The sequence below is a fragment of the Streptomyces sp. JLSY215 genome (assembly GCF_059682825.1).
Genome location: NZ_CM185022.1, coordinates 5,904,281 through 5,922,998 on the forward strand (window position 1 = coordinate 5,904,281; position 18,718 = coordinate 5,922,998).

Below are 18,718 nucleotides of genomic sequence, written 5' to 3' on the forward strand. Positions count from 1 at the left end.
AGGAGCAGATGGCGGACAGCAACGGGACCGCGATGACGGCCGAAAGCCGTGCCCGCGGCATACGTGCCACGGGCCGCCGGCGCAGGGGCCCGACCCGGCGCCGCCGGGCACTGACGATCACCATGTGCGCGCTGGTCAGCGCCGTACTGCTCGGCGGGGCCGGACTCGGCTACGTCTACTTCAAGCTGAACGGCAACCTCAAGGGCGTCGACATCAACGCCGCCCTCGGGCACGACCGCCCCCAGAACGTCGACAACGGCTCGATGGACATCCTGGTGATGGGGTCGGACTCCCGGGCCGGCAAGAACGGCAAGTACGGCAAGGACGAGGGCGGCGCCCGCTCCGACACCGCCATGGTCGTCCACGTCTACAAGGGCCACCGGAAGGCCAGCGTCGTCAGCGTGCCCCGCGACACCATGGTCAAGAGACCGGACTGCACCAAGAACGGCCAGGTCGTCCCCGGTGCGCAGCGGGCGATGTTCAACACCGCCTACGAGGTCGGCGGCCCGGCCTGCGCCGTGAAGACCGTCGAGTCGATCAGCGGGATCCGGATGGACCACTTCATCGAGGTGGACTTCACCGGCTTCAAGAGGCTCATCGACGCGCTGGGCGGCGTGGACATCACCACCACCAAGCCGATCGACGACAACGACAGCCACCTGCACCTGCGGCCCGGCAAGCACACGCTGAACGGCGAGGACTCGCTCGGCCTCGTGCGGACCCGGCACGGCGTGCCCGGCGGCGACGGCAGCGACCTGGGCCGTATCCAGCTCCAGCAGACCTTCATCAAGGCGCTGATGGACCAGGTCAGGAACGTCGGGGTGCTGACCAACCCCACCAAGCTCTACGACGTCGCGGACACCGCCACCAAGGCCATCACCACCGACACCGACCTCAACTCGGTGAGCGAGCTGACCGGGCTGGCCAAGAGCCTGGGCTCCATCGGCTCGGACCACATCGACATGGTGACGCTGCCGGTGGCCTACGACCCGGCCAACCCGGACCGGGTGATACCGCTGGTCAAGCAGGGCAAGCAGGTCTGGGACGCGCTGCGGCAGGACCGGGCCATCCCGAAGGCCGCGCTCAAGGGCTCGGCCGGTGACACCGGCGGCACGGGACGGTACGTGAAGTAGCCGCCGTACCCGCTGCCGGGGCCGTGCGGGCCCCGGCAACGGGCGGGGGAAAGCCGGGCGGGCCGGGTGGGGAATGCCTGCCGGGCCGGGTGGGGAACGCCCGGCGGGCCGGGTGGGGAATAGCTGCGGACCTACCCCGGTTTTGGGAGATACGGCTAGTCCTGGCAGACTGGACCGTCGGCCCCGGTTCACGTGACGTAACCCGCGACACGACCCGGTGCACTCCCGAACCTAGGAGAATCCCTTGAAGCGCGACATCCACCCGGAGTACGTCGAGACCCAGGTCAGCTGCACCTGTGGCGCGTCGTTCACCACCCGTAGCACCGTTGCCGGCGGCAGCATCCGCGCCGACATCTGCTCCGAGTGCCACCCGTTCTACACGGGCAAGCAGAAGATCATGGACACCGGCGGCCGCGTGGCCCGCTTCGAGGCGCGCTTCGGCAAGTCCGCCGCTGCTGCCAAGAAGTAGCGACCCGCAAGGCGCCGGTCTCCGGTCGCCCCTGGACAGGGGTGACCGGGCCGGCGTCTTTGTCGTCAGGCCTCCCCGCGTCCCGCCGGGAGGCGCCCGGTCCCGTACGAGGGCATCCGCGGCAAGTCCAGTCAGTCAGCAGAGGAACACACGATGTTCGAGGCGGTCGAGGAACTGGTCGGCGAGCACGCCGATCTCGAGAAGCGGCTGGCCGACCCCGCGGTCCATGCCGACCAGCGCGAGGCCACGCGGCTCAACAAGCGCTACTCCGAGCTGACCCCGATCATCAGCACCTACCGTTCCTGGCGGCAGACCGGCGACGACATGGAGACCGCGCGCGAGCTCGCCGCGGACGATCCGGACTTCGCCGACGAGGTCAAGGAGCTCGACGCCCGGCGCGAGGAGCTGACCGAAAAGCTGCGACTGCTGCTGGTGCCGCGCGACCCCAGCGACGACAAGGACGTCCTCCTGGAGATCAAGGCGGGCGCGGGCGGCGACGAGTCGGCCCTGTTCGCCGGCGACCTGCTGCGCATGTATCTGCGCTACGCCGAGCGGGTCGGCTGGAAGACCGAGATCATCGACTCCACCGAGTCCGAGCTCGGCGGCTACAAGGACGTCCAGGTCGCCGTGAAGACCAAGGGCGGCAACGGCGCGACCGAGCCCGGCCAGGGCGTCTGGGCGCGCCTGAAGTACGAGGGCGGGGTGCACCGCGTCCAGCGGGTGCCCGCGACCGAGTCGCAGGGCCGCATCCACACCTCCGCGGCGGGCGTCCTGGTGACCCCCGAGGCCGAAGAGGTCGATGTCGAGATCAACATGAACGACCTCCGCATCGACGTGTACCGCTCCTCGGGCCCCGGCGGCCAGTCCGTCAACACCACCGACTCCGCGGTGCGCATCACGCACATCCCGACCGGTGTGGTCGCCTCCTGCCAGAACGAGAAGAGCCAGCTCCAGAACAAGGAGCAGGCCATGCGCATCCTGCGTTCCCGGCTGCTGGCCGCCGCCCAGGAGGCCGCCGAGCAGGAGGCCGCCGACGCCCGTCGCAGCCAGGTGCGCACGGTCGACCGCTCCGAGAAGATCCGCACGTACAACTTCCCGGAAAACCGGATCTCGGACCACCGGGTCGGCTTCAAGGCGTACAACTTGGACCAGGTACTCGACGGCGAGCTGGATCCGGTCATCCAGGCGTGCGTCGACGCCGACTCGGCGGCGAAGCTCGCCGCCGCGCAGTAAGCAAGTCCGCACAACCTGTACGTTCCGGCTGGAGGACCCCAGTGCAGCAATCTCCCGGGGGGCACAGCGACCCCCAGCGGCCGCGCCGCGGGCCGAGCTCCCGGTCTCTGCTGCTCGCAGAGGTGGCCCAGGCCACCCAGCGACTGGCCGACGCCGGCGTGCCCTCACCGCGTTTCGACGCCGAGGAGCTCGCCGCGCATGTGCACGGCGTCAAGCGGAGCCAGCTGCACACGGTCCCCGACGCGGACTTCGACGCCCGCTACTGGGAGGCCATCGCCCGCCGTGAGGCGCGCGAACCGCTCCAGCACATCACCGGCCGCGCCTTCTTCCGCTACCTCGAACTCACCGTCGGGCCAGGGGTGTTCGTACCCCGCCCGGAGACCGAGTCGGTGGTCGGCTGGGCCATAGACGCCGTACGGGCCATGGATGTCGTCGAGCCGCTGATCGTCGACCTGTGCACGGGCTCGGGCGCCATCGCCCTGGCCCTCGCGCAGGAGGTGCCGCGTTCGCGGGTGCACGCCGTGGAGCTGTCCGAAGAGGCCCTGGAGTACGCGCGCAAGAACGTCGAGGGGTCCCGCGTCGTTCTCCACCACGGCGACGCGCTGACCGCGCTGCCCGAGCTGGACGGGCAGGTCGACCTGGTCGTCTCCAACCCGCCGTACATCCCGCTGACCGAGTGGGAGTACGTCGCACCCGAGGCCCGCGACCACGACCCCGAGCTGGCGCTGTTCTCGGGCCAGGACGGCCTGGACACCATCCGCGGCATCGAGCGGACCGCACACCGCCTGCTGCGGCCCGGCGGTGTGGTGGTCATCGAGCACGCCGACACCCAGGGCGGGCAGGTGCCATGGATCTTCACCGAGGAGAAGGGCTGGGCGGACGCGGCCGACCACCCCGACCTCAACAACCGCCCGCGTTTCGCGACCGCCCGAAAGGCGCTGCCGTGAGCCGCCCCGAGGAGCATGCCGCCCCGTATCCCGGGAGGACCGTCAGGTGACTCCGCCCGACGGGCCGCTCGCCCGGCCACCGGAGCGGACGCACGAAGGACAGGCCCTGCCCGCGGCCTCGCGGCACAGGACAGATCGTAATGATGCGGTGACGTTCCGCACTATCGTATTGACGAATCGCAGCGTGAAGGAGACGCAATGGCACGGCGTTACGACTGCAACGACGCGACCGACCGCGCGACCGGTCTGCGCGAGGCCGCCTCGGCCATCCGCCGCGGCGAACTGGTCGTGCTGCCGACCGACACCGTCTACGGCATCGGCGCGGACGCCTTCAGCGCCGAGGCCGTCGGCGATCTGCTGGAGGCCAAGGGCCGCGGGCGCGGGATGCCCTCCCCGGTCCTCGTCGGGTCGCCCAACACCCTCCACGGGCTGGTCACGGACTTCTCCGAGCAGGCCTGGGAGCTGGTCGACGCCTTCTGGCCCGGCGCGCTGACCCTCGTCGCCAAGCACCAGCCGTCGCTGACCTGGGACCTGGGCGAGACCCGCGGCACGGTCGCGGTACGGATGCCGCTGCACCCCGTCGCGATCGAGCTGCTCACCGAATTCGGCCCGATGGCCGTCTCCAGCGCCAACCTCACCGGCCACCCCTCGCCGCAGGACTGCGACGCCGCGCAGGAGATGCTGGGCGACTCCGTCTCCGTCTATCTCGACGGCGGTCCCACCCCCGCCGCCGTACCGTCGTCGATCGTCGATGTCACGGGCAAGATCCCGGTGCTGCTGCGCGAGGGCGCGCTCAGCGCGGAGGAGCTGCGCAAGGTGGTACCCGAGCTCGAGGTGGCCAATTGATGGCGCCCCTGGGGCGTGGCATAGCGGGACCGGACCACGACCTCCTGCTTCCCCCTGCCCGTCCCTTCCGGATCCTGCACGTCAGCACGGGCAACGTCTGCCGCTCGCCGATCACCGAGCGGCTGCACCGGCGTGCCCTGGAGCTGCGGCTCGGCGCGGACCGCAGCGGCGGGCTGCTGGTGGAGAGCGCCGGCACCTGGGGGCACGAAGGCGCCCCCATGGAGGCGCACGCCGCCACGGTGTGCAGCGACTACGGTGCGGACCCGGACGGCTTCCTCGGCCGCGAGCTGCTCGATGAGCACGTCATCCGCGCCGACCTGGTGCTCACCGCGACCCGCGACCACCGCGCCCAGGTCATCTCGATGGGCCATTCCGCGGGGCTGCGCACCTTCACGCTCAAGGAATTCAACCGGCTGGTGCGGGCCATAGACCCCGCCACGCTGCCCGAGCCCGACCCGGACCTGCCGGACGGCGGGCTGGTCGAGCGGGCACGGGCGCTGGTCGGCGCCGCCGCCGCGCTGCGCGGCTGGCTGCTGGCGCCCAACCCGGAGTCCGACGAGGTCTACGACCCCTACGGCGCCCCCATCACCTTCTTCCGCTCCATCGGGGACGAGATCAACCAGGCGCTGGACCCGGTCGTCACGGCGCTAACGGGAGTCCCGGCGCGCGCCTAGGGCCTGCCCCACGGGGTCAGGGCCGGGCCCAGAGCCGGGCCGCAGCCCGTGCGCCGCACACACCGCGCCCGATCGCTCCACCGCGCCTACATTGGGACTACGTCCCCGTACGAGGCCCGGAGCCAGCGATGTCCGCCACCACCGCGTCAGCCCGCAGTGAGAGCAAGGCCGCCGAGGAGCGGGCGCGGGCATCCGCCCGCGACGGCACCGCCCGCCCGGCCGGCGCCCCCGACTTCGACGCGCTGCTGAGCCAGGACCCGGAGATCGCCGGGGTGCTCCTCGCCGAGAGCGCCCGGCAGGCCGACGGCCTCCAGCTGATCGCCGCGGAGAACTACACCTCACCCGCCGTGCTCGCCGCCCTCGGCTCCCCGCTCGGCAACAAGTACGCCGAGGGATATCCGGGCGCCCGGCACCACGGCGGCTGCGAGATCGTCGACCTCGCCGAGCGGATCGCCGTGGAGCGCGCCAAGGCCCTGTTCGGCGCCGAACACGCCAACGTCCAGCCCCACAGCGGGTCTTCGGCCGTACTGGCCGCCTACGCCGCCCTGCTGCGCCCGGGGGACACGGTCCTGGCCATGTCCCTCCCGCACGGCGGCCACCTCACCCACGGATCGCCCGCCAACTTCTCCGGCCGGTGGTTCGACTTCGCCGGATACGGCCTCGACGAGGAGAGCGGGCTGCTGGATTACGACGCGGTGCGCGCGCTGGCCCGCGAGCGCCGTCCCAGGGCGATCGTGTGCGGTTCGATCTCGTATCCCCGGCACATCGACTACGCGGCCTTCCGTGACATCGCCGACGAGGTCGGTGCCTATCTGATCGCGGATGTCGCGCACCCGATCGGGCTGATCGCCGGGGGCGCGGCGCCCAGCCCGGTCCCGTACGCCGATGTGGTGTGTGCCACCACCCACAAGGTGCTGCGCGGGCCGCGCGGCGGGATGGTGCTGTGCGGCGCGAAGCTGGCCGAGCGGATCGACCGGGCGGTGTTCCCCTTCACCCAGGGGGGCGCTCAGATGAACGCGGTCGCGGCCAAGGCGGTGGCCTTCGCGGAGGCCGCCACGCCCGCGTTCGGCGCGTACGCCCATCAGGTCGTCGCCAATGCCCGCAGCCTCGCCCAGGGGCTGGCGGAGCAGGGGCTGACGGTCGGCACCGGCGGTACGGACACTCATCTGATCACCGCCGACACCGCGCCGCTGGAGCTGGACGCGCGCACCGCCCGGGGCCGGCTGGCGGCCGCCGGGATCGTGCTGGACACCTGCGCGCTGCCGTGCACGGAGTCGGCCGAGCGGCGCGCGGCCCGGCGGTACGGCATCCGGCTGGGCACGGCCGCGGTGACGACGCAGGGGATGGGCGAGGCCGAGATGCGGCTGATCGCCGAACTGATCGGGGCGGCGCTGCGCGAGGACACCGCGGCCCGCGCCGAGACCGTGGCATTGGTCCACCGCTTTCCGCCTTATCCCGATCGCGGCTGACCACCGGGGCCCGCGGGAACCGTCCGGGGGTGGCCCGCGTCTTCCCCTGTATTCACGGCCAGAGGGCGGACACGCATATGGTGTGTGGCTGTGATGGCCAGCTATATCTATGGGGCAGCCCGTGCGTGAATACCTGCTGACGCTGTGCGTCACGGCCGCGGTGACCTACCTGCTGACCGGTCCGGTGCGGAAATTCGCGATCGCGGCCGGTGCGATGCCGGAGATCCGCGCGCGTGACGTACACCGCGAACCGACGCCGCGGCTCGGTGGTATCGCGATGTTCGGCGGGCTGTGCGCGGGCCTCCTGGTCGCCTCGCATCTGACGAACCTCAAGAGCGTCTTCGAGAGCTCCAACGAGCCGCGGGCGCTGCTGTCGGGCGCCGCGCTGATCTGGATCCTCGGCGTGCTGGACGACAAGTGGGGCGTGGACGCGCTGGTCAAGCTCGGCGGCCAGATGATCGCCGCGGGAGTGATGGTCCTTCAGGGCCTGACGATCCTGTGGATCCCGGTCCCGGGCGTCGGCACGGTCTCGCTGACGCCGATGCAGGGCACGCTGCTGACCGTCGCGCTGGTCGTCATCACCATCAACGCCGTCAACTTCGTCGACGGCCTGGACGGCCTGGCCTCCGGCATGGTCTGCATCGCCGCCGCGGCGTTCTTCATGTACGCCTACCGGCTCTGGTACGGCTACGGCATCGAGGCCGCCGCGCCCGCGACGCTCTTCTCGGTCGTCCTGATGGGCATGTGCCTGGGCTTTCTGCCGCACAACATGCATCCGGCGCGGATCTTCATGGGCGACTCCGGCTCGATGCTGATCGGTCTGGTGATGGCGGCCGGCGCGGTCTCGATCACCGGCCAGGTGGACCCGGATCTGCTGGGGGAGAAGACCGGCGGTGTGCGCGAGGCGACCCACGCGATGGTGCCCGTCTACATCCCGCTGCTGCTGCCGCTGACGGTCATCGCGGTGCCGGTGGCCGACCTGATTCTGGCCATTGTGCGGCGTACGTGGAAGGGCCAGTCGCCGTTCGCCGCTGACCGCGGACATCTGCACCACCGGCTGCTGGAGATCGGTCATTCGCACAGCCGCGCGGTGCTGATCATGTACTTCTGGTCGGCGCTGATCGCCTTCGGGGCGGTCGCGTACTCGGTGAACAACGCCAGCATGTGGATCGTGCTGGGCATCGTGCTGCTGAGCGCGGTGGGTCTGGTGCTGCTGTTGCTCCCGCGCTTCACGCCGCGGGCGCCGCGCTGGGCGGAGTGGATGGTTCCGCCGCGGTACCGGCGGAGCCGGCGCGGGCCGGCCGAGGCCGTGGCGGCGGCGGACGGCGTGGCCCAGGCCGACGCGGAAGCGGAGCCCGAGCCGGTCCCGGCGGGCATCAACGGAGCCACCGCGATCGGCGACCGGTCACGCTTCGTGGACCGCCGTAAAGCGGGAAGTAACCGCTGAGACGGTGACCGCATCACCCGCAAGGGGGTCGGAAACCGCCATGGTTGACGCAATACCAGACATTTACCTGGCTGTCAGTGCACCAACGCGCAGGTTCACGCTCAGGTGTGACAGGGTCCACACGAACCAGGTAAAGACCTCATCAAATAGTTTGTGATACCGTTCACGAAACCCGGCGATAGAGCCGAAGGACCGTAGTGCGACGGCCCTTTGGCCTCAGGTTCCGCCTCAGGCCGGGTCTACGCTCGTCCTCGACGACACACCCCCACCTTTTGCCGGAGCGCCGCCATGCAGTCGAATGACGCCCGACTACTCCTTCACGCCGTTGTGCCCACGCTCGCCATCGGCGCCATCGCCGCTGCCCTGAGCGCTGTGGTCGCGGGCGGGACGGCAGTGCTCGGTGCCGTCCTCGGCACGGCGCTGGTGGTGCTCGTGATGGGTGCCGGGCTCGTGATCCTGCAGCAGACCGCCAAGAAGCTTCCGCAGCTGTTCCAGATGATGGGCCTGCTGCTGTACACCGTGCAGATCCTGCTCGTCGCGGTCTTCGTGATCGCGTTCAAGGACACAACGCTCTTTGACACAAAGGTATTTGCGTTCACGCTGCTCGGCGCCACCCTCGTATGGATCGCGGCTCAGACCCGCGGTCATATGAAGGAGAAGATTCTGTACGTGAATCCCGACTCCGCGGAGACGAAGAACGCGGAGACGGCGGGGTCGCCGACGTGAGACGTAGGGCCGGGATAAATGCCCTCATGCGGGCCTGCTATCGTCCGGTGCCAACTGCGGCACAGATGGCGCAGGCGGCTGAGCTCCCAGATTCCGAGGAATCCCATGGGCAGTTCTCGCGGCCGATGCCTGTGATTCGGCCCGGCCCAGCACCGGCCGGCCGCCGCCCCCTAATCCGTAAGACCAGTCCAGTGCCGCTCCGTGGCTCAACGCCGCGCCGACACAACGAGGTTGCCGTACCCATGCGCCACGCTGAAGGAGCCCGCGGTGAGTGCTGAAACGATGCTCGCCTTCGACGCGAACTGTCACCTCTTTATTCCGGGGTGTGGCTTCGAGTCCCCGGGCCTTCATTCGTTCGTCTTCAAGCCGCTCTTCACCGTCGGTGGCTTTGAGTTCAACAAGCCGATGCTGCTCGCCCTGCTCAGCACCGTCGTGGTCGTGTGGTTCTTCTGGGCCGCATTCGGCAGGGCCAAGGTGGTCCCCGGCAAGCTGCAGATGATCGGCGAAGCGGGATACGACTTCGTACGCCGCGGGCTCGTCTATGACGCGCTCGGCAAGAAGGAGGGCGACAAGTACGTCCCCTTCATGGTGTCGCTGTTCTTCTTCGTGTGGATCATGAACCTCTGGTCCATCATCCCCGTCGCGCAGTTCCCGGTCACCTCGGTCATCGCCTTCCCCATCGGCCTCGCGCTGGTCGTCTACATCATCTGGATGTCGCTGACCTTCAAGCGGCACGGATTCGTCGGCGCCCTGAAGAACCTCTCCGGCTACGACAAGTCGCTCGGCTGGGTTCTCCCGCTGATCATGGTGCTCGAGCTGCTCCAGCACCTGATCATCCGGCCCTTCACCCACGCGGTGCGGCTCTTCGCCAACATGTTCGCCGGTCACATGCTGATCCTGATGTTCACCATCGCCAGCTGGTACCTGCTGAACGGCGTAGGCATCGTCTACGCGGGCGCGTCGTTCCTGATGACCATCGTGATGACCGCCTTCGAGCTCTTCATCCAGGCCGTTCAGGCGTACGTCTTCGTGCTCCTGGCCTGCAACTACGTCCAGGGCGCGCTCGCCGAGAACCACTGAGCACCCCGGCTCCCGCAAATCGATTCAGTCCTCCGGTGGCCAACCCCCACCGGTCCGTGAAAGAGAAGGAAGTAACGGCATGTCCGCTGCTCTGGAGACTGTCAACCTCGCCGCCGGCCTCACCGGCAACATCGCCTCCGTCGGTTACGGCCTCGCGGCCATCGGCCCCGGCGTCGGCGTCGGCATCATCTTCGGTAACGGCACCCAGGCCCTCGCCCGCCAGCCCGAGGCGGCCGGCCTGATCCGCACCAACCAGATCATGGGTTTCGCCTTCTGTGAGGCGCTCGCCCTCATCGGCATCGTCATGGGCTACGCGTACAAGTAAGCGCATCGCTCGACGACGCCCATTTAGACGGAAGGCATTGTTGTGACCCTGGTCAACATGGCGGCGGAGGTTCCCGAGAACCCCCTGGTCCCGCCGATTCCAGAGCTGGTCATCGGTCTCGTCGCCTTCTTCATCGTCTTCGGCATCCTGGCCAAGAAGCTCCTCCCGAACATCAACAAGGTTCTGGACGAGCGCAGGCTCAAGATCGAAGGCCAGATGGAGGAAGCCGAGGCCATGAAGGCCGAGGCCCAGCAGGTCCTCGAGGACTACCGGGCTCAGCTGGCTGACGCCCGCCACGAGGCCGCGCGTCTGCGCCAGGAGGCGCAGGAGCAGGGCGCGACGCTCATCGCCGAGATGCGGGCCGAGGGCCAGCGGCAGCGTGAGGAGATCATCGCTGCCGGTCACGCCCAGATCGAGGCGGACCGGAAGGCGGCCGCGCAGTCGCTGCGTCAGGACGTTGGCACCCTCGCCACCGAACTGGCCGGCAAGCTCGTCGGCGAGTCCCTCGAGGACGCCGCCCGGCAGAGCCGGACCATCGACCGCTTCCTCGACGAGCTCGAGGCCCAGGCGGCGTCGGACGCGACGAAGGCTGAGGCCGGCCGATGAACGGAGCGAGCCGCGAGGCACTCGCCTCCGCACGCGAGCAGCTCGACGCGCTGACGGACGACGCTTCCGTCGACGCGGCGAAGCTCGCCGAGGAGCTGGCTGCCGTCACCGCTCTGCTCGACCGCGAGGTGTCGCTGCGTCGGGTCCTGACCGACCCGGCGCAGGGCAGCGAGGCGCGGGCCGAACTGGCCCAGCGGCTGCTCGGCAACCAGATCGGCGGCCCGGCCGTCCAGCTGGTCACCGGCATGGTCCGCTCCCGCTGGTCGCGCTCGCGCGACCTGGTGGACGCGATCGAGGAGCTCGGCTACAGCGCCGACCTCGCCGCGGCCCAGCGCTCGGGTGCGCTCGACGAGGTCGAGGACGAGCTGTTCCGGTTCGGCCGGATCGTCGCCTCGGCCCCTCAGCTGCGCAGCGCGCTGACGGACCGGACCGCGCCGGACCAGGCCAAGACGGAGCTGCTGCACTCGCTGCTGGGCGGCCGGGCCAACCCGGTCACCGAGCGGCTGGTGGTCCGTCTCGTGAGCCAGCCGCGAGGCCGTAGCCTGGAAGCGGGACTCGATGCCCTCTCCAAGCTCGCCGCGCACCGTCGGAACCGCGTGGTCGCGGTGGTCACCTCCGCGGTGCCCCTCAGCGAAGGGCAGCGGGAGCGCCTCGGCGCCGCGCTGACCGCGGTGTACGGACGGCAGATCCACCTGAACCTCGACGTGGACCCCGAGGTCCTCGGCGGCGTCCAGGTCCGGATCGGCGACGAGGTCATCAACGGGACCATCGCGGAGCGCCTCGAAGAGGCGGCCCGGCGGATGGCCGGCTGACCCAGCCACCAACTCAACAGCTGCGACGCAGCACAAGCACGACGGCGGCCCGAGTTGGGCCGTAAGCGGAAACCCCCCGAGGGGACAAGCCCCTCGGAAACCCGCAAGTAACTTCGGGCCCAACAAGGAGAGCAGGGAACCCAGATGGCGGAGCTCACGATCCGGCCGGAGGAGATCCGGGACGCGCTGGAGAACTTCGTCCAGGCGTACAAGCCGGACGCGGCCTCGCGCGAAGAGGTCGGCACGGTCAGCGATGCCGGTGACGGCATCGCGCACGTCGAGGGCCTTCCCTCGGCGATGGCGAACGAACTGCTGAAGTTCGAGGACGGCACGCTCGGTCTTGCGCTGAACCTGGACGAGCGCGAGATCGGTGCAGTCGTCCTCGGCGAGTTCAGTGGCATCGAGCAGGGCCAGCCGGTGCAGCGCACCGGTGAGGTGCTCTCGGTCGCCGTGGGCGAGGGCTACCTCGGCCGCGTCGTCGACCCGCTGGGCAACCCGATCGACGGCCTCGGCGAGATCGAGTCCGAGGGCCGCCGCGCCCTGGAGCTGCAGGCCCCGGGCGTCATGGTCCGTAAGTCGGTGCACGAGCCGATGGAGACCGGCTACAAGGCCGTCGACTCGATGGTGCCGATCGGCCGCGGCCAGCGTCAGCTGATCATTGGTGACCGCCAGACCGGCAAGACCGCCCTGGCCGTCGACACGATCATCAACCAGCGCGACAACTGGCGCTCGGGCGACCCGAAGAAGCAGGTCCGCTGCATCTACGTCGCCATCGGCCAGAAGGGCTCCACCATCGCGTCCGTGCGCGGTGCGCTGGAGGAGGCCGGCGCCCTGGAGTACACCACCATCGTCGCCGCCCCGGCGTCCGACCCGGCGGGCTTCAAGTACCTGGCGCCCTACACCGGCTCGGCCATCGGCCAGCACTGGATGTACCAGGGCAAGCACGTCCTGATCATCTTCGACGACCTTTCGAAGCAGGCCGACGCCTACCGCGCCGTGTCCCTGCTGCTGCGCCGTCCGCCGGGCCGCGAGGCCTACCCGGGCGACGTCTTCTACCTGCACTCGCGTCTGCTGGAGCGCTGCGCCAAGCTCTCCGACGACATGGGCTCGGGTTCGATGACCGGTCTGCCGATCGTCGAGACCAAGGCGAACGACGTGTCGGCGTTCATCCCGACCAACGTCATCTCCATCACCGACGGCCAGTGCTTCCTGGAGTCGGACCTGTTCAACGCCAACCAGCGTCCGGCCCTGAACGTCGGTATCTCCGTCTCCCGTGTCGGTGGTTCCGCCCAGCACAAGGCCATGCGTCAGGTCTCCGGCCGACTTCGCGTGGACCTCGCCCAGTACCGCGAGCTGGAGGCGTTCGCCGCCTTCGGTTCCGACCTGGACGCGGCCTCGAAGGCGCAGCTCGAGCGCGGTAAGCGCATGACCGAGCTGCTCAAGCAGCCGCAGTACTCCCCGTACGCGACCGAGGACCAGGTCGTCTCCATCTGGGCCGGCACCAACGGCAAGATGGACGACGTCCCGGTCGAGGACATCCGCCGCTTCGAGCGGGAGCTCCTCGACCACCTCCACCGGGAGAAGAAGGACCTGCTGACCAGCATCCGCGAGGGCGCCAAGATGTCCGACGACACCATCGGCGCGATCGCCGAGGCCGTCGACGGCTTCAAGCGGCAGTTCGAGACCTCGGACGGCAAGCTGCTCGGCGAGGACGCCCCGGCCGGCACCAGCAAGTGACGACGGAAGGGACCTGATCCATGGGAGCCAAGCTCCGGGTCTACAAGCGTCGCATCCGCTCCGTCACCGCGACCAAGAAGATCACCAGGGCGATGGAGATGATCGCCGCCTCGCGCGTCGTCAAGGCGCAGCGTCAGGTGGCGGCATCGACGCCGTACGCGAGTGAACTGACCCGCGCGGTGACCGCGGTTGCCACGGGCTCGAACACCCAGCACCCGCTGACGACGGAGGCCGAGAAGCCGACGCGGGCCGCGCTGCTGCTCATCACGAGCGACCGCGGTCTGGCCGGCGGCTACTCCGCCAACGTCATCAAGGCCTCGGAGCAGCTCACCGAGCGGCTCAAGGCCGAGGGCAAAGAGGTCGACGTCTACATCGTCGGGCGCAAGGGTGTGTCGTACTACAGCTTCCGCGAGCGCAAGATCGTGGAATCGTGGACCGGCTTCACCGACAGCCCGGCGTACGGCGACGCGAAGGCGATTGCCGCACCGCTGATCGAGGCCGTCCAGAAGGACACCGCGGACGGCGGCGTGGACGAACTCCACATCGTCTACACCGAGTTCGTCTCGATGATGACGCAGACGGCGCTCGGCGACCGCCTGCTGCCGCTCAGCCTGGACAAGGCGGCGGAGTCGGAGGAGTCGGCCAAGGGCGAGATCCTTCCGCTCTTCGACTTCGAGCCGTCGGCCGAGGACGTCCTGGACGCCCTGCTGCCGCGGTACGTCGAGTCGCGGATCTACAACGCGCTTCTGCAGGCCGCCGCCTCCAAGCACGCCGCCACGCGTCGTGCGATGAAGTCGGCGACCGACAATGCGGAAGAGCTCATCAAGTCGCTCTCGCGGCTTGCCAATGAGGCCCGACAGGCCGAAATCACCCAGGAAATCAGCGAGATCGTCGGTGGCGCCAGCGCTCTGGCCGACGCGACCGCGGGGAGTGACTGACCACTATGACCACCACTGTTGAAACGGCCACGGCTACGGGCCGCGTCGCGCGGGTCATCGGCCCGGTCGTCGACGTGGAGTTCCCCGTCGACGCGATGCCGGAGATCTACAACGCCCTGACCGTCGAGGTCTCCGACCCGGCCGAGGCCGGCAAGAAGAAGATCCTGACCCTTGAGGTCGCCCAGCACCTGGGTGAGGGTCTGGTTCGTGCGATCTCGATGCAGCCCACCGACGGTCTGGTCCGCCAGGCCGCGGTGACCGACACCGGCGACGGCATCACCGTCCCCGTCGGCGACGTCACCAAGGGCAAGGTGTTCAACACCCTTGGTGAGATCCTGAACAAGCCCGAGGCGGCCTCCGAGGTCACCGAGCGCTGGGCGATCCACCGCAAGGCGCCGTCCTTCGACCAGCTCGAGTCCAAGACCGAGATGTTCGAGACCGGCATCAAGGTCATCGACCTGCTGACCCCGTACGTCAAGGGCGGCAAGATCGGTCTGTTCGGTGGTGCCGGTGTCGGCAAGACCGTTCTGATCCAGGAAATGATCTACCGCGTGGCCAACAACCACGACGGTGTGTCGGTGTTCGCCGGTGTCGGCGAGCGCACCCGTGAGGGCAACGACCTCATCGAGGAAATGACGGACTCCGGCGTCATCGACAAGACCGCGCTGGTCTTCGGTCAGATGGACGAGCCGCCGGGCACCCGTCTGCGCGTCGCCCTGGCGGGTCTGACCATGGCGGAGTACTTCCGCGATGTGCAGAAGCAGGACGTGCTGTTCTTCATCGACAACATCTTCCGCTACACCCAGGCGGGCTCCGAGGTGTCGACCCTGCTCGGCCGGATGCCCTCCGCGGTGGGTTACCAGCCGAACCTGGCCGACGAGATGGGTCTCCTCCAGGAGCGCATCACCTCGACCCGTGGTCACTCGATCACCTCGATGCAGGCGATCTACGTCCCCGCGGACGACCTGACCGACCCGGCGCCGGCGACCACCTTCGCCCACCTGGACGCGACCACCGTTCTGTCGCGTCCGATCTCCGAGAAGGGCATCTACCCGGCGGTCGACCCGCTGGACTCGACGTCCCGGATCCTGGACCCGCGCTACATCGCGCAGGAGCACTACGACTGCGCGATGCGCGTGATCGGCATCCTGCAGAAGTACAAGGACCTCCAGGACATCATCTCGATTCTGGGTATGGACGAGCTCGGCGAGGAGGACCGTCTCACGGTCTACCGCGCCCGCCGTATCGAGCGCTTCCTGTCGCAGAACACCCACGTGGCCAAGCAGTTCACCGGTGTGGACGGTTCGGACGTGCCGCTGGACGAGTCGATCGCGGCCTTCAACGCGATCGCCGACGGCGAGTTCGACCACTTCCCCGAGCAGGCCTTCTTCATGTGCGGTGGTCTCGAGGACCTGAAGAACAACGCCAAGGAGCTGGGCGTCTCCTGACCCCGGCACCGGTCCCGGGGGCGGCTTTGGCCGCCCCCGGTCCGTAAGACCACTTGTATTTGACCCAACATCTGCCACGCCAGGCAGGTGGAGACCCGAGGAGCCATCGTGGCTGAGCTGCACGTCGAGTTGGTCGCCGCGGACCGTCAGGTCTGGTCCGGCGAGGCCAGCCTGGTCGTCGCGCGCACCTCGTCGGGCGACATCGGCGTCATGCCCGGACACCAGCCGCTGCTCGGCGTGCTGCAGTCGGGCCCGGTGACGATTCGTACGACCGGCGAGAGCGGGGACGGCACCGTCGTCGCCGCGGTGCACGGCGGTTTCATCTCGTTCGCCGACAACAAGCTGTCGCTGCTCGCGGAGATCGCCGAGCTGTCGGACGAGATCGATGTCCAGCGCGCGGAGCGGGCGCTGGAGCGTGCGAAGTCGGAGGCCGACGCGGCCGCCGAGCGTCGTGCCGATGTCCGTCTGCGTTCGGTGACGAGCGTGGGCGTCTAGTCGTCCCGAACCGGCCGTCGGCGGTCCGCGCCGTCGGTCCCTGCGCAGGCATGTGCAACAGAGTCGATCCAGGCACGGGTACACCCGTCCTGGATCGACGTTTTTGTTGCGGTGTTGCGGTGCTGCGGTCTGCGTGTGTGTTGCTAGGCCACCCTGTCCTCCAGCAGACCTGTGGTGAGGGCCAGGTACACGGCCTGTGCCCGGTTGCGGGCGCCGATCTTGCGCATCACGCCGAGCACATGCGAGCGGATGGTCGAGATCGAGACGAAGAGCTTCTGGGCGATCTCCTCATTGCTCAGCCCCTGCGCCAGCAGGTGCAGTACGTCGAACTCCCGTGGGGTCAGGCCGGCGTCCGACGGGGCGGGCAGGCCGCTGCCGAGGACTTTGGCGATGGCGTCGGTGTGCTCGGCCACGACGACCGGGGGCAGGAAGACCTGCCGGGCCTCCGCCGCGTACACGGCGGCACAGACCTCCTGCGGTGGCGGAGAACCGACGAGGACGGCATACACGCCTTGTCGTAAGGCGTCACCCACGGCGCGATGTGGGGTTTTCTCCGGCAGGGCGAGCACCACGGAGGTCCCCGCGCAGAGCTGGGCCAGCTCCAGCGAGTCCTCCTGGAGGCACTTCCCGCTGATCAGGATGACGTCGGGCGCATGCCGGCCCATGGTCTCGCGGGCCGTCTCGTAGTCGGCGGCGGGCTTGGCAAGTGCAATGTCGGTTTCCCAGCGCATTACGCTCTGCAACCAACGTCTGGCGGACGGGTCTTCATGGCAGATCAGCAGATTCAGCATGAGAATCCCCCTTTTCCTACACGGGACTCACTGAGTGAGCTGGTCAACCCGTGTATGACTCAGTGATCAAACCCGGCCGGAGCCTTGCTCGCGAGCGGGTTCGACTTGATCCACGATCATCCTGCCACCGTCCTCGGCTTTCCAACATCGACTTGATTGCAAAGGAATTGTGGGACTGCCTTTGCTAATGGCGGGAATAGCCGCGTCCCGCAACCCGCCGATTGACGGGAAAGAGCGCCTCCGAATTCAGCTCTTTGGTGGAGGCGCCCCCCTGATCGTGATCATTAGCGTGGCCGATCAAGGCGAGCGGGGGAGGATCGATGGAGTCACTTCCACTCAGCGGATTGACAGTTGTTTCTGTGGAGCACGCGGTCGCCGCGCCGTTGGCGACCCGGCATCTGGCGGATCTGGGCGCGCGGGTGATCAAGGTCGAGCGTCGGGGCACCGGCGACTTCGCACGTCACTACGACACCGCCGTACACGGCATGTCCAGCGTCTTTGTCTGGCTGAACCGCTCGAAGGAGTCCCTGACCCTCGACCTCAAGCACCCCGAAGCCCCCGAGGTGCTGCAGCGGCTGCTGTCCCGGGCCGATGTCTTCGTGCAGAACCTGGCACCCGGCGCGGCGCGCCGACTGGGCCTGTCCAACACCGAGTTGACCGCACGCTGGCCGCGGCTGGTGCCCTGTGCGATCTCGGGCTATGGCGAGGGCGGTCCGTATCAGGACCGAAAGGCCTACGACATGCTGATTCAGGCCGAAGCAGGTGTCATGTCCATAACCGGAACCCCCCGGGATCCCGCCAAAGTGGGCCTTTCGGTGGCCGACCTCGCGGCCGGGATGTATGCGTACAGCGGGATTCTGGCGGCACTGTTGCAGCGATTCCGTACGGGGCGGGGGCAGCCCGTCGAGGTCTCGCTGTTCGACGCCCTCGCCGAGTGGATGGGCTATCCCCTCCACTACACCGAGCACAGCGGACAGGAGCTCGGCCGCCACGGCACCGCACATTCCTTGATTGCCCCTTATGAGGACTTCCGGACGAAGGACGGGGTGAATGTTCTCCTCGCCGTCCAGCACGACCGTGAATGGACCCGCCTGTGCGCGGAGTTCCTCGGCCGGCCCGAACTGTCGGACCATCCCGACTTCGCCGACAATTCCTCCCGCCGGAACAACCGGCAGTCCGTGCACCGCATCGTCCAGGAGCGTTTCGATGCACTGACCCACGAGGAAGCCCGCTCGCTCCTGGACGCGGCGGGAATCGCCCATGCGGACCTCAACGACGTCACCGGGCTGCTCCACCACCCGCAGCTGACCGCCCGTGCCCGGTGGCGCGAGGTGGACAGCCCGGTCGGCCCCTTGCGCACCCTGCTGCCACCGGGCGTCCCCGTGGGTGCGCCGCCGCGAATGGGCCCCGTGCCGGAAACCGGCCAGCACACCGGACCGGTTCTGGAATGGCTCGGATATTCCGGCCCGGAGATCGAGCGGCTGCGTACGGCGGGCGCTGTTTAGACAGGCAATTCCGTGGGTGCCGGCCGAAGGGGGAGCG

The 18,718-nt window shown here is 68.8% G+C and carries 19 protein-coding genes; 18 read left to right on the forward strand and 1 reads right to left on the reverse strand.

Going from position 1 to position 18,718, the window contains the following annotated elements:
* Positions 1-8: 8 nt before the first annotated feature.
* The 17 genes from AC5677_RS26555 to AC5677_RS26635 all read left to right on the forward strand — a co-directional run bounded on the left by AC5677_RS26555 (position 9) and on the right by AC5677_RS26635 (position 16,385).
* Positions 9-1,133, forward strand: coding sequence for an LCP family protein (locus AC5677_RS26555; protein WP_497190434.1), 1,125 nt, complete (start codon positions 9-11; stop codon positions 1,131-1,133).
* A gap of 244 nt (positions 1,134-1,377) precedes the next feature.
* Positions 1,378-1,602 (forward strand): 50S ribosomal protein L31, encoded by a 225-nt coding sequence (gene rpmE, locus AC5677_RS26560; protein WP_030065532.1) that lies wholly within the window; start codon positions 1,378-1,380, stop codon positions 1,600-1,602.
* A 153-nt stretch (positions 1,603-1,755) separates the two neighbouring features.
* Complete coding sequence (gene prfA, locus AC5677_RS26565) at positions 1,756-2,835, forward strand: peptide chain release factor 1 (RefSeq protein ID WP_497190435.1); 1,080 nt, start codon at positions 1,756-1,758, stop codon at positions 2,833-2,835.
* A 107-nt stretch (positions 2,836-2,942) separates the two neighbouring features.
* Positions 2,943-3,782, forward strand: coding sequence for a peptide chain release factor N(5)-glutamine methyltransferase (gene prmC, locus AC5677_RS26570; RefSeq protein WP_497196767.1), 840 nt, complete (start codon positions 2,943-2,945; stop codon positions 3,780-3,782).
* A 198-nt stretch (positions 3,783-3,980) separates the two neighbouring features.
* The gene (locus AC5677_RS26575) at positions 3,981-4,628 is read left to right on the forward strand and encodes an L-threonylcarbamoyladenylate synthase (RefSeq protein WP_497190436.1); all 648 of its coding nucleotides are present in this window, start codon (positions 3,981-3,983) and stop codon (positions 4,626-4,628) included.
* The gene (locus AC5677_RS26580) at positions 4,625-5,302 is read left to right on the forward strand and encodes an arsenate reductase/protein-tyrosine-phosphatase family protein (RefSeq protein ID WP_497190437.1); all 678 of its coding nucleotides are present in this window, start codon (positions 4,625-4,627) and stop codon (positions 5,300-5,302) included. The genes AC5677_RS26575 and AC5677_RS26580 overlap by 4 nt, the downstream gene beginning before the upstream one ends.
* Positions 5,303-5,430: 128 nt before the next feature.
* A complete protein-coding gene (gene glyA / locus AC5677_RS26585; protein ID WP_497190438.1) occupies positions 5,431-6,771 on the forward strand; it encodes a serine hydroxymethyltransferase in 1,341 nt (446 codons plus the stop codon).
* A 109-nt stretch (positions 6,772-6,880) separates the two neighbouring features.
* A complete protein-coding gene (locus AC5677_RS26590) occupies positions 6,881-8,218 on the forward strand; it encodes an MraY family glycosyltransferase (protein ID WP_497190439.1) in 1,338 nt (445 codons plus the stop codon).
* Between the two features lie 288 nt (positions 8,219-8,506).
* Positions 8,507-8,944, forward strand: a complete 438-nt coding sequence (locus AC5677_RS26595; RefSeq protein ID WP_497190440.1) for a hypothetical protein — start codon at positions 8,507-8,509, stop codon at positions 8,942-8,944.
* A 282-nt stretch (positions 8,945-9,226) separates the two neighbouring features.
* On the forward strand, positions 9,227-10,024 hold the full coding sequence (atpB, locus tag AC5677_RS26600; protein WP_497196768.1) for a F0F1 ATP synthase subunit A: 798 nt from the start codon (positions 9,227-9,229) through the stop codon (positions 10,022-10,024).
* A 79-nt stretch (positions 10,025-10,103) separates the two neighbouring features.
* A complete protein-coding gene (gene atpE, locus AC5677_RS26605; protein ID WP_030065540.1) occupies positions 10,104-10,349 on the forward strand; it encodes an ATP synthase F0 subunit C in 246 nt (81 codons plus the stop codon).
* Positions 10,350-10,406: 57 nt separating this feature from the next.
* The gene (locus AC5677_RS26610) at positions 10,407-10,955 is read left to right on the forward strand and encodes a F0F1 ATP synthase subunit B (RefSeq protein WP_497196769.1); all 549 of its coding nucleotides are present in this window, start codon (positions 10,407-10,409) and stop codon (positions 10,953-10,955) included.
* Positions 10,952-11,767 (forward strand): F0F1 ATP synthase subunit delta, encoded by an 816-nt coding sequence (locus AC5677_RS26615; RefSeq protein ID WP_497190441.1) that lies wholly within the window; start codon positions 10,952-10,954, stop codon positions 11,765-11,767. The genes AC5677_RS26610 and AC5677_RS26615 overlap by 4 nt, the downstream gene beginning before the upstream one ends.
* Before the next feature lie 144 nt (positions 11,768-11,911).
* Entirely contained in the window at positions 11,912-13,504 is a 1,593-nt protein-coding gene (gene atpA / locus AC5677_RS26620; protein ID WP_497190442.1) for a F0F1 ATP synthase subunit alpha, read from the forward strand.
* Positions 13,505-13,524: 20 nt separating this feature from the next.
* Positions 13,525-14,442: a F0F1 ATP synthase subunit gamma gene (locus tag AC5677_RS26625; RefSeq protein WP_497190443.1), complete on the forward strand. Its 918-nt coding sequence runs from the start codon at positions 13,525-13,527 to the stop codon at positions 14,440-14,442.
* A 5-nt stretch (positions 14,443-14,447) separates the two neighbouring features.
* Positions 14,448-15,890 carry a F0F1 ATP synthase subunit beta gene (gene atpD / locus AC5677_RS26630; protein WP_497190444.1) on the forward strand — a complete coding sequence of 481 codons (1,443 nt, stop codon included), beginning with the start codon at positions 14,448-14,450 and terminating at the stop codon, positions 15,888-15,890.
* Between the two features lie 108 nt (positions 15,891-15,998).
* Entirely contained in the window at positions 15,999-16,385 is a 387-nt protein-coding gene (locus tag AC5677_RS26635) for a F0F1 ATP synthase subunit epsilon (protein ID WP_497190445.1), read from the forward strand.
* A gap of 143 nt (positions 16,386-16,528) precedes the next feature.
* Here AC5677_RS26635 and AC5677_RS26640 read toward each other — a convergent pair whose 3' ends face one another.
* Positions 16,529-17,176, reverse strand: a complete 648-nt coding sequence (locus AC5677_RS26640) for a LuxR C-terminal-related transcriptional regulator (RefSeq protein WP_497190446.1) — start codon at positions 17,174-17,176, stop codon at positions 16,529-16,531.
* Between the two features lie 320 nt (positions 17,177-17,496).
* Between AC5677_RS26640 and AC5677_RS26645 the strand changes: the two genes are divergently transcribed.
* Positions 17,497-18,681 (forward strand): CaiB/BaiF CoA transferase family protein, encoded by a 1,185-nt coding sequence (locus AC5677_RS26645; RefSeq protein WP_497190447.1) that lies wholly within the window; start codon positions 17,497-17,499, stop codon positions 18,679-18,681.
* Positions 18,682-18,718: the final 37 nt, after the last annotated feature.